This window comes from Xanthobacter sp. SG618 (genome assembly GCF_012932745.1).
GTDB lineage: Bacteria > Pseudomonadota > Alphaproteobacteria > Rhizobiales > Xanthobacteraceae > Xanthobacter > Xanthobacter flavus.
Genome location: NZ_JABBHL010000007.1, coordinates 252,997 through 267,621, shown reverse-complemented (window position 1 = coordinate 267,621; position 14,625 = coordinate 252,997). Strand labels below are relative to the sequence as shown.

At 68.9% G+C, this 14,625-nt stretch carries 14 protein-coding genes; 5 read left to right on the top strand and 9 right to left on the bottom strand.

Annotated features, from left to right (window positions below; genetic code table 11):
• Positions 1 to 5 precede the first annotated feature (5 nt).
• The 3 genes from FHT36_RS19225 to FHT36_RS19215 are packed head-to-tail and all read right to left on the bottom strand — an operon-like array spanning position 6 to position 2,544.
• A complete protein-coding gene (locus FHT36_RS19225; protein WP_169124082.1) occupies positions 6 to 518 on the bottom strand; it encodes a DUF934 domain-containing protein in 513 nt (170 codons plus the stop codon).
• Positions 505 to 2,157, bottom strand: a complete 1,653-nt coding sequence (locus FHT36_RS19220) for a nitrite/sulfite reductase (RefSeq protein WP_169124081.1) — start codon at positions 2,155 to 2,157, stop codon at positions 505 to 507. The genes FHT36_RS19225 and FHT36_RS19220 overlap by 14 nt, the downstream gene beginning before the upstream one ends.
• Positions 2,158 to 2,217: 60 nt before the next feature.
• A complete protein-coding gene (locus FHT36_RS19215) occupies positions 2,218 to 2,544 on the bottom strand; it encodes a DUF2849 domain-containing protein (RefSeq protein WP_169124080.1) in 327 nt (108 codons plus the stop codon).
• A 270-nt stretch (positions 2,545 to 2,814) separates the two neighbouring features.
• Here FHT36_RS19215 and FHT36_RS19210 point away from each other — a divergent pair, with 270 nt between their 5' ends.
• From FHT36_RS19210 to FHT36_RS24910, 3 genes are all read left to right on the top strand, one after another.
• Positions 2,815 to 3,609 carry an enoyl-CoA hydratase/isomerase family protein gene (locus tag FHT36_RS19210; RefSeq protein WP_169124079.1) on the top strand — a complete coding sequence of 265 codons (795 nt, stop codon included), beginning with the start codon at positions 2,815 to 2,817 and terminating at the stop codon, positions 3,607 to 3,609.
• An 82-nt stretch (positions 3,610 to 3,691) separates the two neighbouring features.
• The gene (locus FHT36_RS19205) at positions 3,692 to 4,264 is read left to right on the top strand and encodes a DUF1214 domain-containing protein (RefSeq protein WP_169124078.1); all 573 of its coding nucleotides are present in this window, start codon (positions 3,692 to 3,694) and stop codon (positions 4,262 to 4,264) included.
• Positions 4,265 to 4,419: 155 nt separating this feature from the next.
• Positions 4,420 to 4,953: a DUF1254 domain-containing protein gene (locus tag FHT36_RS24910; RefSeq protein WP_210257876.1), complete on the top strand. Its 534-nt coding sequence runs from the start codon at positions 4,420 to 4,422 to the stop codon at positions 4,951 to 4,953.
• 18 nt (positions 4,954 to 4,971) lie between these two features.
• On the opposite strand, the gene FHT36_RS19195 is transcribed toward FHT36_RS24910, so the two are convergent.
• From FHT36_RS19195 to pdxY, 5 genes are all read right to left on the bottom strand, one after another.
• Positions 4,972 to 5,172 carry a hypothetical protein gene (locus tag FHT36_RS19195; protein WP_169123891.1) on the bottom strand — a complete coding sequence of 67 codons (201 nt, stop codon included), beginning with the start codon at positions 5,170 to 5,172 and terminating at the stop codon, positions 4,972 to 4,974.
• A 142-nt stretch (positions 5,173 to 5,314) separates the two neighbouring features.
• Positions 5,315 to 6,049 carry an NUDIX hydrolase gene (locus FHT36_RS19190; protein WP_169124077.1) on the bottom strand — a complete coding sequence of 245 codons (735 nt, stop codon included), beginning with the start codon at positions 6,047 to 6,049 and terminating at the stop codon, positions 5,315 to 5,317.
• Positions 6,046 to 7,140, bottom strand: coding sequence for an alkene reductase (locus FHT36_RS19185; RefSeq protein WP_169124076.1), 1,095 nt, complete (start codon positions 7,138 to 7,140; stop codon positions 6,046 to 6,048). Before FHT36_RS19185 ends, FHT36_RS19190 begins: the two co-directional genes overlap by 4 nt.
• A 180-nt stretch (positions 7,141 to 7,320) precedes the next feature.
• Complete coding sequence (locus tag FHT36_RS19180) at positions 7,321 to 8,226, bottom strand: PhzF family phenazine biosynthesis protein (RefSeq protein WP_024280518.1); 906 nt, start codon at positions 8,224 to 8,226, stop codon at positions 7,321 to 7,323.
• 73 nt (positions 8,227 to 8,299) lie between these two features.
• Positions 8,300 to 9,148, bottom strand: coding sequence for a pyridoxal kinase PdxY (pdxY, locus tag FHT36_RS19175; protein ID WP_169124075.1), 849 nt, complete (start codon positions 9,146 to 9,148; stop codon positions 8,300 to 8,302).
• Between the two features lie 258 nt (positions 9,149 to 9,406).
• Between pdxY and FHT36_RS19170 the strand changes: the two genes are divergently transcribed.
• Positions 9,407 to 10,378, top strand: coding sequence for a polysaccharide deacetylase family protein (locus tag FHT36_RS19170; protein ID WP_169124074.1), 972 nt, complete (start codon positions 9,407 to 9,409; stop codon positions 10,376 to 10,378).
• Between the two features lie 354 nt (positions 10,379 to 10,732).
• On the top strand, positions 10,733 to 12,295 hold the full coding sequence (locus FHT36_RS19165) for a 2-isopropylmalate synthase (protein WP_169124073.1): 1,563 nt from the start codon (positions 10,733 to 10,735) through the stop codon (positions 12,293 to 12,295).
• Between the two features lie 90 nt (positions 12,296 to 12,385).
• Here FHT36_RS19165 and FHT36_RS19160 read toward each other — a convergent pair whose 3' ends face one another.
• Complete coding sequence (locus FHT36_RS19160) at positions 12,386 to 14,434, bottom strand: DUF6600 domain-containing protein (protein WP_169123890.1); 2,049 nt, start codon at positions 14,432 to 14,434, stop codon at positions 12,386 to 12,388.
• Between the last annotated feature and the right edge of the window lie 191 nt (positions 14,435 to 14,625).

Genomic DNA, 14,625 nt, shown 5'->3' with positions numbered 1-14,625 from the left:
TCAGGTCATCCCTCCACGGGCGCAACGCCCGCATGCGCGACCCGCACGTCCCGGGCCGTGGCCCGTCCGTCGCCGGTCGGCTGGTAGAAGTGGGAATAGGTGGCGAGGGCCTTGTTGAAGGCCTCGGCATCCGCCGCCTTCTCGAAGGCGAAGGCATCGAAGCCGGCGCGCGCCATCATCAGCGCCTGGTCGCGCAGCACGTTGCCCACCGCCCGCAGCTCGCCCTTGAAGCCGTAGCGCTCGCGCAGCAGGCGGGCCTGGCTGTAGGCGCGGCCGTCGCGGAACTTGGGGAAGGTCAGCGCCACCACGGAGAGGCGGGAAAGGTAGGGCTTCAGCTCCGCCACGTCCCTGGCGTTGGGCCAGAGGACGCCGATCTCGTCGTTGCGCGCGACGAGGGCCTCAGCCTCCTTCAGGAAGCGCTCGGCGGTGACCAGCACCGGCCCGTCGGGCAGGGCCGCGTCGTCGGCGACGGCGGTGAAGATGTCCTCGGCGGGCGCGCCGTTCTTAACGAGGGGCATAGGCGCGCTCCTTGAAGGGGTCGGTGCCGAGCCGCTGGACCGCGGCGATGAAGGTTTCGGCGGGCGAGGTGCGCAGGTCGAGATAGGTCTCAACCAGTCGCTCCACCACGTCCACCACCTCGCCCTCGGACACGGCCGGGCCGATCAGCTCGCCGATGCGGGCCTTGGAATTGCCCTTGCCGCCGAGGGTGATCTGGAAGAACTCCTCGTCCTTCTTCTCCACCCCGAGGATGCCGATGTGGCCCACATGGTGGTGGCCGCAGGCATTGATGCAGCCGGAAATGTTGAGGTGCAGCCGGCCGATGTCGGCGATACGCGCGTCGTCCGCGAACCGTTCGGTGAGCTTCTGCGCGACGGGAATGGAGCGCGCATTTGCCAGCGAGCAATAATCGAGGCCAGGGCAAGCGATGATGTCGGAGATGAGCCCGACATTGGGGGTAGCGACGCCGATGGCCTTCAGCTTCGCCCACAGGGCCGGAATATCCATCTGGCGCACATAGGGCAGGGTGAGGTTCTGCTCGTGGGCGACGCGAATCTCGCCATAGGCATATTCGTCGGCGAGGTCGGCGATGGCGTCCATCTGGTCGGCGGTCGCGTCGCCGGGCGGGGCGCCCACGGGCTTCAGCGACAGGGTGACGATGGCGTGGCCCTTCGCCTTGTGCGGGGCGACGGAATTGGCGTGCCAGCGGGCAAAGTCGGGATCGGCCAGCGCCGTGGCCAGCACGGCGGGGGCGTCTTCCAGATCTTCCAGCGCGGGGTTGAGGAAGCGGTCGCGGATGGCGTCGAGCGCCGCCTTGTCCAGCTTCAGCGCGCCGTCGCGGATCTCGGCCCATTCTGCCTCAACCTTCTGCGCGAAGGCCTCGGCGCCCATCTCGTGCACCTGGATCTTGATGCGCGCCTTGTAGATGTTGTCGCGCCGGCCGCCGAGATTGTAGGTGCGCAGGATCGCTTCCAGATAGGAGAGCAGGTCCTCCTCCGGCAGGAAGTCGCGGATGGTCTTGCCGATATAGGGCGAGCGGCCGAGACCGCCGCCCACCATCACCTCGAAGCCGGTCTTGCCGTCGCGCTTGTGCAGGCGCAGGCCCACGTCATGCACGCGGATCGCGGCCCGGTCGTGTTTGGCGGCGGTAATGGCGATCTTGAACTTGCGCGGCAGGTAGGTGAATTCCGGGTGCAGCGTCGACCACTGGCGGATCACCTCGGCATAGAGGCGCGGGTCCTCCACCTCGTCGGCGGCGGCGCCGGCCCAGGGGTCCGTGGTGGTGTTGCGGATGCAGTTGCCGGAGGTCTGGATGCCGTGGATGCCCACCTCGGCGAGGTCGGCCATGGCATCCGGCAGCTCGGCGAGCTTGATCCAGTTGAACTGGATGTTCTGCCGCGTGGTGAAATGGCCGTAGCCCCGGTCATACTTGCGGGCCACCGCCGCCAGCGCGCGCAACTGGCGCGCGGAGAGGGTGCCGTAGGGGATGCACACCCGGAGCATGTAGGCGTGGAGCTGCAAATAGACGCCGTTCATGAGGCGGAGCGGCTTGAACTCCTCCTCGTTCAGCTCGCCCGCGAGGCGGCGTTCCACCTGATCGCGGAACTCGACGACGCGCTCCTGAAGAAAGGCGCGATCGAACTCGTCATAGACATACATGATGGGGCTCGGGGCTCGATATCGGCAGATGCGGGCGGCAGGCGCGACGGGACGCCGGCCTCAGGCGGCCGCGGAGGCGCCGGCTGGTAGCGCGACGGTGGGGCCGCTCACACGGATGCGCTCACGCAGGTTCGCGGGCTCCGGCGTGCCGTTCGCACCGATGCGCACCGGGGCGGGGTAGGCGCCCACGGCGGTGTTCTCGTCGCCATGGGCGATGTCGAGCAGTCGCAGCACGTCCTCGCTGGTGGAGCCCACGGCCGCCGCGCCGATGCTGTCGGTCCAGCCGCCGGCGGGGCTCAGCCACACCACCGCGCCATCGGCGAGCCGATTGGCGGTGACGACGGTGGGGCCGGCGATCTTCAGCTTGCGCTGCAAAGGCGAGGTCATGGCGAGCTCCGTACGCCCATATTCCCAACTCACAGCGGGAGAGCGCTAATTATCCAGAAAACTTATGTCTTAATCTAAATTACCGCGTTTTGATGCGCAATAGGGAAATAACCCACACACGACATTGTAAAATCGACTGAATTAGTAGACTTAAAAGGTGGCGGGATCCGCGCCTCCGGGGCCGCTTGCTGCGCGCGGTTACCTTTGGCAGCTTGGCGCGCCGGCCCGCGTCCCTCGCGGCCTGACCACAGAAGCACCCGAGGAACGCCCATGACCCCCGAGAACAGCCCTGTCCGCCTCGACATCGCGGACGGGATCGCCCGCATCCGGTTCAACCGTCCGCACGTGTTGAATGCGCTGGACGAGGCCTCGGTGCTGGCCCTCGCGGCCGCCGTGGACAAGGTGAGCCGGGACGAGACCGTGCGCGCGGTGGTGCTCTCGGGCGAGGGACGGGCGTTCCTCGCCGGCGGCGACGTTGCCCGATTCCATGCGGCGGGGCCGGATGCGCCCAAGGTGGTGAGCGCCATCATCGATCCATTCCATCACGCGATCCTGGCTTTGGCCGCCATGCCGGCGCCGGTGATCGCCAGCCTGCACGGCGCGGTGGCCGGAGCGGGCGTCTCGGTGGCGCTGGCGGCGGACCTTGCCATCGCCGCCGACGACATGAAGATGACCCTCGCCTACACCCGCATCGGCACCTCGCCGGATGGCTCCTCCACCTTCTCGCTGCCGCGTGTGGTGGGGCTGCGCAAGGCCATGGAGATCGCGCTTCTCTCCGATACCGTGGAGGCCGACGAGGCGCTGCGGCTCGGGCTCGTGAACAAGGTGGTGCCTGCGGCCGAGCTCGCGGCGGAGACGGACAAGCTGGCGAAGCGCCTCGCCGAGGGACCGACTCTGGCCTATGGCCGCATCAAGCACCTGCTGCGTTCCTCCTTCGGCCACAGCCTGTCCGAGCAACTGAATGCCGAGCGTGACGCCTTCATCGCCAGCGCCCGCACCGAGGATTTCGCCGCCGGCGCGAAGGCCTTCGTGCAGAAGACGCCGCCCCGCTTCGAGGGAAAGTGAGGCCACGGGGGCCCTCCCGGCGCCGGCTTTTGCCCGCGCCGGCTTTGTGGGCTAGATAGAGGCGGATAGCTTCGGACCTCCCGTGCGCCTACTGCCGCTCGCCTTCACGCTTCTTATCGCCACCATACTCGGGCTGGGCGTCACATGGTTTTCCGTGACCCACTCGCGGGGGCTGGACAACGTGCGCGTGGGCTCCTGGGAAGGCTGGCCGCGGTCCGGCACCTCCAAGGCCGACCCCTATGCCCGCGCCTTCGTGGCGCGCTCGGGGGAATTGCCGCTGGAGCTGGCCGACGGTCTTCTCTTCCTCGCCACGACGGATGATGCCGGCAACCCGCTGGACGGGCGCTGCGAGACGCGCATCGTCGGCGTGCTGCCGCAGGCGCGGCTGTGGACGCTCACCATCACAGACCAGGACGGCAATCTCATTCCCAACGATGCCGGGCGCTTCGGCTTCACCAGCGCCGAGGTGGTCTATCGCGATAACGGCGCCATCGATGTGCGCCTCTCTCCCCGCGCGCGTACCGGCAACTGGTTGCCCACCGGCGCCCGGCCCCGGCTGAAAGTGGCGCTCCGGCTCTATGACGCGCCCTTCTCCTTCACCTCGGGCGCGGATGCCGCTGTGCTGCCCCGCATCACGCGGGAGGCCTGCCTGTGACCACCCTCGATGACCTGCGCGGGGAGGCGTCCGAGGTCGCGGCACGCGGCGGGCGGCTCGCGGGACGGCTTTGGAGCCGGTTCTTCGCGCGGCTGCCGCGTCCGCACGTGGCGCGGCCCCGCTTCGTGCGCCCGCGCTTGGGCACGCCGGGGCAGTTGCTGCTGTTCATCGCCTTTTCGGTGGTGCTGGGGGCCATCGCCCACATCGTGTCCATCTTGGCCATGCCGGCGCTGGCGGAGCGCAATGCCTATGCGCGGCTCTCCGAGCTGATGGATTCCAATGTGCTGACCCTGCTGCCGGACCCGACGCCGCTGGAGCAGACCCTGCCCATGACGGACCCGGCCTTCATCTCGGCCATCTGCCTCTATGATCTGTCGGGGGCGCCGCTGAAGGTGCGCGTGCCGGCGACCGCCGACTACACCTCGGTCTCCTTCTACACCTCGGAAGCGCTCGCCTTCTACGCGCTGAGCGACCAGGCGGCGGGCAAGGTGATCGAGCTGGATCTGATGACCAGCAAGCAAAAGGCGGCTTTGCCGGAAGACGAGGAAATCACCGCCGCCGACCGGCTGGTGATCGAATCCCCCTCGCGGGAGGGCATCGTGGCGGTGCGCGCCTTCGTGCGCGAGCGCGGGATGCGGGAACTCGTGCGCCGGCAACTCGAGGCGGCGACCTGCACGCCCTCGAACTGAACGCGCGTTCGCCTGAAATCAATGGCTGCGGCACGGCCGGAAAACGGCTTCCGCCTCGGGCGTCGGCCCGGGCAGGGCCGAAACATGCCGTTCGATCCGCACCACCGGCAGGATGACGATCTCCGCCCCTTCCGGCCGGCTTGCGCCGCGATCCGCACGGGACGATCCGCGCCGCGCCGGCTGGCGGGCCGTATCGGGAAACGCAATGACCGTGTTCATGCCCCTGATCCTCCGTCGAGAGCCGTGATCACAACGTCACTGTGGTCCTTATGGTTGCGTGAAGCTTAACGTTTGGTGAACCGGACGTTAATGCCGTGGGCGGACGAAGCTCCCGTTAGGGCACCGCCTGCGCTGTGCGCCCTCAGTTCCCCGCCCAGCGCCAGCGCATGTAGTCCACCGCGAAGGGAGCCATGGCGGGGGCGAGGTCGGCTTCGCTCTTCACCACCGCCACATCAGCGAGTTCCGGCTCTGCTTCCGCCGCGAGGAAAGTGCGGATGCGGGCGGCGAGGTCTTCGGCCGGGGCATCGAACACGAGGCGGCCCATGAGGGCCACGCGCGGCCCGTCGAACAGGCCGGTGAAGCCGTCGTCGCGCAAGATGTCGGCGGGCAGGAGCCCGGTCTCCTCGGTCAGCTCGCGCAGCATGGAAGCGTGAAGGTCCACGCGGTTGTCAGGCGTGATGTCGGACGGGTCGGGCGTGCCGCCGGGAAAATAGATGCGGCCGGCCGAGGCCGTATGCGGCCCCATGACACCCAGCACGAAGCCACCATCCGAGCCTTCGATGGCGGCGAGGGCGAAGGCGTTGACCATGCCCTCGTCCTTCCAGCCTTCGTCGCGCCAGAAGGTGAAGGCGGCGAAATCCGTTTGGCGGAAGGCGCCGGAGAGCACTCCGTCTGTGAAGTCATGGCGGGCGAGGAGCAGGATCGGCCCGTTCCACAGATGCGGATTGTCCGCCGCCCGGCGGGCGAAATGCGCCTCGATCTCGCCCCGGCGCGGCGCCATCTCGCTCCAGCCGCCCGGCTCGAAGGCAAGGCCGAGCCGATGGACCGGCACGATGCGCCGGTCCACGGTCCAGTCCTGGCCCCAGCCGCCGCTCACGCGGCGGCGTCCTTCAGGGTCGGGTAGTCGATATAGCCTTTGGCGCCGCCGCCATAGAGCGTGTCGCGGTCCAGCTCGTTGAGCGGCGCGTTGCGCTGCAGGCGTTCCACGAGATCGGGGTTGGAGATGAACGGCTTACCGAAGGCCACGAGGTCCGCCTTGCCTTCCGCCAGCACGGCGTTGGCGAGGGCGAGGTCGTAGCCGTTGTTCACCATCCAGGCGCCGCTGTAGCGCTTGCGCAGCTCCTCGAAGGAGAAGTCCGGCGCCACGTCGCGCGGACCACCGGTCGCGCCTTCCACCACGTGGATATAGACGGGGTGGCGCTTTTCCAGCTCGTCGATCACGTGGTTGAAGAGCGCCTGCGGATGGCTCTCGGTGATGCCGTTGGCCGGCGAGACCGGCGAGAGGCGCAGGCCGGTGCGGGCGGCGCCGATCTCGGCGATCACCGCGTCCATCACCTCCAGCAGGAAGCGGCTGCGGTTCTCGATGGAACCGCCATAGGCGTCCGTGCGCTGGTTGGACCCGTCCTTCAGGAACTGGTCGATGAGGTAGCCGTTGGCGCCGTGCACCTCGACGCCGTCAAAGCCGGCCTTGATGGCGTTGGCGGCGGCGCGGCGGTAATCCTCGACGATGCCGGGGATCTCGGACAGCTCCAGCGCGCGCGGCGCGGAGGTCTCGGCGAAGCCGTTGTTCACGAAGGTCTTGGTGGCGGCGGTGAGCGCGGAAGGGGCCACCGGCGCGCCGCCGTTCGGCTGCAGCGAGGTGTGGGAGACGCGTCCCACATGCCAGAGCTGGATGAAAATGCGCCCGCCCTTGGCGTGCACCGCGTCCGTAACCTTCTTCCAGCCTTCGACCTGGGCGTCGGAATAGATGCCGGGCGTGTCCTGATAGCCCTGGCCCTGCTGGGAGATCTGCGAGGCCTCGGTGATGAGGAGGCCGGCATCGGCCCGCAGGGCGTAATATTGCGGCGCGAGGTCGCTCGGCACGAAGCCGGCGGCGGCGCGGTTGCGCGTGAGGGGCGCCATGACGATGCGGTTCGGCAGCGTCAGCTCGCTGAGGCGGAAGGGTTCGAATAGGGACGTCGCGCTCATGAAAGGAATCCTCTGGCGTGGGGCCGGGAGTGCTGCGATGCGGCAGACATAGGCGTGATCACGCCACTGCCAAGCCCGGCCGCACGCGAAAGCAGGCTGGAATCCGGCTCACGAGCGTGAGTTGTTTCAATGCCACCTATTGGCTGCGCTCAAGTGTGGCGCCTTACCCATTGGCATCTTTCAAATATGCAGCACGCCCTCGGCGATCACCACCGCCCCGCCGCCGATGGTGGCGCCGGTGACCTGACCGCCCTTCACGGTGAAGCCGAGATCGACCCGGCTCGGCCGGCCCATCTCGAAGCCCTGGTCGATGCGCACCTTGTGGTGGCCGTCCACCCGGTTCTCGGCGTCCAGCAGCACCCAGGGGAAGGCGGCGGCGGCGGAGCCGGTGGCCGGGTCTTCCTCCGTGCCGAGGCCGGGGGAGAACATGCGGGCGCGGAAGTCCGCGTCGCCTTCCTCGTCCAGCGTGTAAAGGTAGAGCGCCTCGCCGAAGCCGCCGAGGGAGGCGATAAAGGCCGCCTCGTCCGGCCGCGCGCGGGCGAGCGCCGTGAGGTCGGCCAGCGGCACGAACAGGAAGGGCACGCCGGCATTGGCGACGATGGGCCGGTGGGCGTCGAAGCCGATGTCACCCTCGTCGAGGTTCAGCGCCTCGGCGCAGGCGGCGCGGGAGATGTTCACCTCCTCGATCTCGCCCTTGCGCGGCGCGGTGAACACGGCCGATCCCTTGCGCGCGCCAGCCGGCGTGGCGCCCTGCGTCGTCACCTCGCAGGTGATGGTGCCGATGGTCTCCTCGATGCGCAGGGTGCCCGTGGCGAGCTTGTCCTCCAGCGCAAGGAGCACGGCGGCGCCGACGGTGGGATGGCCGGCGAACGGCATTTCGTGGGCGACGGTGAAGATGCGGATGCGGGCGCGGTTCGCCTTGTTCTTCGGCGGCAGCACGAACACCGTTTCGGAGACGTTGAACTCCCGCGCGATCTGCTGCATGGCCGCGTCGTCGAGCCCCTGGGCATCGAGCACCACGGCGAGCGGATTGCCGCCGAAAGGGCGGGTGGTGAACACGTCCAGGGTCACATACCGGCGCGGCATCTCAGCTCTCGAACGCTACAAGAGCACCCGCGCCCCCACGCCGGCCTCTTTACTTGCTTGCCACAATTTAGCCTCAGATCGACGAGGCCGGGAAGAGCCGGGAAGGGGTAACGAACTCCTCCTGCGCTTCCACCAGCAGCAATTCCCGAGACTGTGCTTTTTCGGTCCGCGACAGCACCCCGTAAATGGAGGATGCGGCAAGGGAAACCGCCTGCGCGGTGGAGCCCGTGCGCAGCACGTGGAAGAAGAACAAAGCGGCGATGGCGTCGCCCGCGCCGTTGAGCGAGAGCGCGAGGCGCGGCGTGCGCACCAGGAACCGACCATCCGGGCCGGAGGCGAGAAGGTCGATCGAATCGGGCGGCGTCTCCCCCACATGCAGGCTGGTGACGAGGATCACCTTCGGCCCCAGCGCGTGTAGCGCGTCGCAGGCGGCGATGGCCTCCGGGAGCGTCGTGCAGGTGCGGCCGGTGAGCAGCTCCAGCTCGAACTGGTTGGGGGTGATGACATCGGCCGCGGGCACCGCCTTCTCGCGCATGAATTCCGGGATGCCCGGGCGCACGAAGATGCCGCGGCCCACGTCGCCGATCACCGGGTCGCAGCAATAGGCGGCGTTGCGGTTCGCCGCCCGCACCCGCTCGACCGCATCGAGGATGGCGGCGCCGATATCGGCCGAGCCCATGTAGCCGGAGAGCACGCCGTCGCAGCGCGACAGCACCCCGCGCTCGGCGATGCCCTCCACCAGATCGCCGATCACGGACGCCTCGAACACCTGCCCCCGCCACGCGCCGTAGCCGGTGTGGTTGGAGAACTGCACGGTGTTGATGGGCCACACCTCCACACCCAGACGCTGCAGCGGGAATACGGCGGAAGCGTTGCCCACATGGCCGTAGGCGACGTGCGACTGGATGGAGAGGATGTTCATGGGACGTCCCGGATCAGGGGGCCATCGGCCCGCCCTCGCCGCGTACTCCGTCAGGCCGTCTGCATTCAAATGGATTCTGTTGATCGGCCGTCACGCGATGCTGATGGGAGCCGCGGGCCGCCATTCGCGCGGCGCCCATGTTTCCCTGCGCAACAGCAAGTGACCGCAACCGAGCCGTGCGGCCACTGGAAATGCGCCGCGCGCAGGGCTAAGCCGGTGCGCCGCCGCCCGATGGCGACGCTTTGTGCCGGTGACGCCTTGCCCTCGATCCGACTGCCGCTTTGTTCGCTTTTTGCCGCGCTCCTGCTCGCCGGCCTCTGTGCGCCTGCGCTCGCCGCCGGCCCGGCCTGCTATCCGCCCCAGGCGCTGGCGGCGAAGCCGGGCGAAGAGATCGTGCGGCCGCACTCCGGCGGGCCGGGTCAGCTGCCGGACATCTCGGTGCCCGCCTCGGCGCCGGTGCCGGCGGCGCTGCGCGGCTCCATCCGCCGGGTGGACCTGCCGCCGGGGGTGAAGATGGTCGCCCTCACCTTCGACCTCTGCGAGGCCTCCAGCGAGACCTCGGGCTATGACGGCGCGATCGTCGACTATCTGAGGTCCGAGGGCGTTGCCGCCACCTTCTTCGCCGGCGGCAAGTGGATGGTCAGCCATCCCGAGCGTGGCGGGCAGCTCACGGCCGATCCCGGCTTCGAGATGGGCAACCACACCTGGTCCCATGCCAATCTCACCGTGAAGACGGGGGAAGCCATGCGCCGGCAGGTGGACGATGCCGACATCGGCCTCGCCCTCGGCCGCGAGCAGGCGGAGGCGAAGGGCTGCATGCTGCCCAAGCCCCAGGCCGTCAGCCTGTTCCGCTTCCCCTATGGCTCGTGCAGCGCCGAATCCCTGAACTATGTGAACGACACCGGCCACCTCGCCATCCAGTGGGACGTGGATTCCGGCGATCCCGCCTTCATCGGTGCCAAGGGCATGGCCGACGACATGCTCCGGGGCATCAAGCCCGGCTCCATCGTGCTCATGCACGCCAATGGCCGCGGCAAGCACACCGCCGAGGCGCTGAAGATCCTCATCCCCGCGCTGCGCGCCAAGGGCTACCGTTTTGCCACCGTGGGCCAGCTGCTCGCCGCCGGCACGCCGGTGATCGCCCAGACCTGCTATTCCCTGAAGCCCGGCGACACCCGCATCTATGACGAGGCTGCCCGCACGGGAAAACGCATCCTGCCGGTGCAATAGGGGAGGGGATGCCTGCGGACGGCATCCCACCTCACCCCACACCCCTTGCTTCAGCCGCTTCCTTCGGCTATGAGCACCTTCCCGTACTCGTGAGCGAAGAGCAGAGCGCCCCGTGTCGTCCCGCACGACCAAGACCGCCGCCTCTCAGCCCCGGACCATCAAGGTTCCGGGCAACGCTCTTATTCTGCGCGCGCTTCTTCTCCTTAGCCGCCCCTGAGGGCCGGCCGGGCTTGCGCCTGGGCACTCAGGGGAAACGCCGCCGCCGGGCCTGAAGACCCGGCGCCTGTTTTCGGCTTATGATCCGGACAACATGCCCCCAGACGGGCCGCGCCGGATGCGAGAAGGACCGTTCCCATGACTGCCAGCAACACCGTCGGCGCCAACGACCGCGTCATCATCTTCGACACCACCCTGCGTGACGGCGAACAGTGCCCCGGCGCCTCCATGACCTTCGAGGAGAAGCTCGAAGTGGCCGAGGTGCTGGACGAGATGGGCGTGGACGTGATCGAGGCCGGCTTCCCCATCGCCTCCATCGGTGATTTCGAGAGCGTGGCGGAGATCGCCCGCCGCACCAAGAATGCCACCATCGCCGGCCTCTCCCGCGCCGCCCTGAACGACATCGACCGCTGCGCCGAGGCGGTGAAGCACGCCCGCCGCGGGCGCATCCACACCTTCCTGTCCACCTCGCCGGTGCACATGAAGTACAAGCTCCAGAAGGAGCCGCATGAGGTGTTGGAGATGGTGGTGGCCTCGGTCACCCGCGCCCGCAACCACGTGGAGGACGTGGAGTGGTCGTCCGAGGACGGCACCCGCACCGAGATCGACTTCCTGTGCCGGTGCGTGGAGGCCGCCATCAAGGCCGGCGCGACCACCATCAACATCCCCGACACGGTCGGCTACACCACCCCCGGCGAATATGAGGCGCTCTTCCGCACCGTACGCGAGCGCGTGCCCAATTCGGACAAGGCCATCTTCTCCGTCCATTGCCACAACGACCTCGGCATGGCGGTGGCCAATTCGCTGGCCGGCCTCGCCGGCGGCGCGCGGCAGATCGAATGCACGATCAACGGCATCGGCGAGCGGGCGGGCAACGCCGCGCTCGAAGAGATCGTGATGGCCATCGACACCCGCTCGGACGTATTGCCCTATCGCACCGGCATCAATTCCAAGATGCTCACCCGCGTGTCCAAGCTGGTCTCGGCGGTGACATCCTTCCCGGTGCAGTACAACAAGGCCATCGTCGGCCGGAACGCCTTCGCCCATGAGAGTGGCATCCATCAGGATGGAATGCTGAAGCATACCCAGACCTACGAGATCATGACGCCCGAGAGCGTCGGCGTCTCCAAGACCTCGCTGGTGATGGGCAAGCATTCCGGCCGCGCCGCCTTCCGCGACAAGCTCAAGGCTATGGGCTACGAACTGGGCGAGAACGCGCTCAACGATGCGTTCACCCGCTTCAAGGACTTGGCCGACCGCAAGAAGGTGGTCTACGACGAGGACATCGAGGCGCTGGTGGATCAGGAGATCGCGGTCTCCCACGATCGCATCAAGCTCCTGTCCCTGTCGGTCATCGCCGGCACCCACGGCCCGCAGCGCGCCACCATGCGCGTCGAGGTGGACGGCCGCGTCATCACCGAGGAGGCCGAGGGCAACGGCCCGGTGGATGCCACCTTCAACGCCATCAAGGCTTTGGTGCCGCATCAGGCCAAGCTCGACCTCTATCAGGTCCACGCCGTCACTGAGGGCACCGATGCGCAGGCCGAGGTGTCCGTGCGGCTCGAGGAGAACGGCAAGTCGGTGACCGCCCGCGCCGCCAATCCCGACACGCTGGTGGCCTCCGCGCAGGCCTACATCACCGCGCTGAACAAGCTGCAGATGAAGCGCCAGAGCATGAACGCCCAGAGCGCTGCCAGCTGAGCGCCGCTAGCTGAGCGCGGTGGGCTGAGGTCTACCGCTCGTCAAAAAGAAAGAAGGCCGCCCCGTGGGGCGGCCTTTTTCGTTGCGGGATCAGTTGCGGCCCGGTCCGTCGCCGGGAGCCCCGGCGGTACCGCCGGGGGCTGCTGCGCCGCCCGGCCGGGCGGCCGGAGTCGCAGGACCGGGGCGTGCGGCACCGGCGGCGGCTCCGCCCGGCGTCGGGCCCGGCTGGGCGCGCTCGCGGGCCGCAGGGGCGGCGGGCTCGCGCGCCGGGCCATCGCCCTGCGCCCGGTTGGCCGGCCGCTCAGCCGGCGCTGCGCGCTGGGGCGCGGGACGGTCGGGGGCAGCGCGGTCGGGCGTGGCCGCCCGATCCACGGGGCGGGGCTGATCGCGGCTGGGGCGCTCCGGCCGCTCCCGGTCGGCGCGCGGGGAGGGGGCGTTCTTCGGCTGGTCCATCTGTCCGGGAGACGGGCGATCCTCGCGGCCTCGATCCGGATTGGTAGGCACGGCAGGGCGGTTCGGCGCACCGCTCTGCTCCGGACGCGCATTGCCATCAGGCCTCGGCTGCGCGGGGGTGGCCGGCCGGTTGGGCGGCGTTTCCGGCTGGCGGCCCTGATCGGGCTGGGCCTGCCTGTCCTGACGCTCGGCAGGGCTCGCCGGCGACGCCGCATCCGGCTGACGGGCGCGGTCCGGCTCGGCCTGACGCTCGCTGCGCTCAGGCTGGCCGCTGCGCGGCGTGTCAGGACGCGCCGCATTGGGCGGCGTGCGGTCCGGCGGCGTGGTCGGCGCATCGGGATTGCGCTGCGGGGTGCCCGGCGGCGTACCGGGCGCACCGGGACGCGCGGCGTCGCCGGCACCGGGCGGCGGCACGTTCGGCGTGCCGGGGCGAGCGCCGGGGGCGCCGGGCCGGTTGTCGTCGGTGGCGCGGGCGGGCAGGGTGTTGGGCCGCTCCTGCCGGATCTTGTCGATCACCTGCTGAGCCCGCTCCTGGCGCTGCTCCACGCGCTGCTGCAGCTTCTCGTTGCGCGCCTTGATGGCTTCGAGGCGCTTCTCCTGCATCTCGCCCGCGTTGCGGTTCGCCTCCTCCACAGTCTTCTGGATGCGGTCGCGCTGACGCTCGCGCAGCTGGTCAATCTCCCGCTCATAGGCGCGGTTGTTGCCCGACCAGCGCTGCTCGCGCAGCTGGCGCCGCTGGCTATCGTCGATGACCGAGAGCAAAGCGGCGGACGGCGCGGCCAGCCCCGGCACCCGCTCACCCACATAGTTGCGTACCAGGATTCGTCGGTCCTGCGGCAGCTCGCGCTCGAAGCGCGGCGGCGGGGGAACGCGGTTCGCGCGGGCGACGCGCGGGCCGTAAATGCCCACATAGCCGCCGCGATCGACGAACTCGTCCCGGTAATTGTCCACGAAGACAACCCGGCGGGAGGGGATGCCGCCTTCGATCACGCTCGCATAGTCGTTGCGGTCGACGAAGCGGGTCGTCACCACCCCGTCGCGATAGAGCGGCTGGTAGACGCGCGGATTGTCCCGCGACAGCCACACGGCGATCTGCGCGATGGGCGCCACATGCAGCGCCAGCTCCGGCGCGGCGAGGTATCGGTTTTCGACGAAGACCCAGCTTTCCGCCACCGGCGGGTCCATCACGCGGGGGGCGCCATAGGCATAGCCTCGGGAATCGGGTGCGATGGGCGCCCAGCCGGTCTTGCCGCCGCCGCTGCGCCACGTCACCCAGGCCGGTGCCCAGGTGTCGCCGGGCACCCAGAACCAGCCATAGGCCTGCTCATAGCCCCAGCGGCCGTAATGGTAGGTGGCCCAGGCGAACGGCTCGGCCGAATCCCAGTACCAGCCATAATCGTCCGTCCAGAGCCAGCGGCCCTCCTGATAGGGCCGCCACGAGGCGTCGAGGCCGGAGGGCACGAAGACGTAGTCGTAGTCGGGATGGCGCACCCAGCTGCCGTGCTCCGCCAGCGGCGCGTAGAAGACGTTGACGTCCACCCGCTCGCGGCCGGTCTGCTGCGGCTGGCCCTGGGTCCGTTTCTGCGCCTGCTGCGCGGTTGCCGGCGTCGCAACGGCGAGCGAAGCGACGGCGGGAACCGCGAGCGCGAGCGCCGCGCTGGACAGCAAAGCCCGACTGAGGGGCAAGGGCGAGATTCTCATAACATCTCCTTTGGGGGTCTTGTCATGAGAACCGGCTAGGCCCCCGCTGGTTCCTTGCGGAAAACGCCGGGAAAAACCCTGCTTTGCCAAAAGCTTGCGCGATCCGGCGTGGCTGTAGTACGGCCGGAAGGTGGCAGCTTGGGCATGCGGGTGGTGCCAGGCTGCCGGCGACGCTG

Excerpts from the sequence above, each read along its gene's own strand:
- FHT36_RS19165 (WP_169124073.1), top strand. The coding sequence starts at position 10,733 with ATGACTGCCAGCAACACCGTCGGCGCCAACGACCGCGTCATCATCTTC.
- FHT36_RS19180 (WP_024280518.1), bottom strand. The coding sequence starts at position 8,226 with ATGCCGCGCCGGTATGTGACCCTGGACGTGTTCACCACCCGCCCTTTC.
- pdxY (WP_169124075.1), bottom strand. The coding sequence starts at position 9,148 with ATGAACATCCTCTCCATCCAGTCGCACGTCGCCTACGGCCATGTGGGC.
- FHT36_RS19215 (WP_169124080.1), bottom strand. The coding sequence starts at position 2,544 with ATGACCTCGCCTTTGCAGCGCAAGCTGAAGATCGCCGGCCCCACCGTC.
- FHT36_RS19225 (WP_169124082.1), bottom strand. The coding sequence starts at position 518 with ATGCCCCTCGTTAAGAACGGCGCGCCCGCCGAGGACATCTTCACCGCC.
- FHT36_RS19220 (WP_169124081.1), bottom strand. The coding sequence starts at position 2,157 with ATGTATGTCTATGACGAGTTCGATCGCGCCTTTCTTCAGGAGCGCGTC.
- FHT36_RS19195 (WP_169123891.1), bottom strand. The coding sequence starts at position 5,172 with ATGAACACGGTCATTGCGTTTCCCGATACGGCCCGCCAGCCGGCGCGG.
- FHT36_RS19210 (WP_169124079.1), top strand. The coding sequence starts at position 2,815 with ATGACCCCCGAGAACAGCCCTGTCCGCCTCGACATCGCGGACGGGATC.
- FHT36_RS19185 (WP_169124076.1), bottom strand. The coding sequence starts at position 7,140 with ATGAGCGCGACGTCCCTATTCGAACCCTTCCGCCTCAGCGAGCTGACG.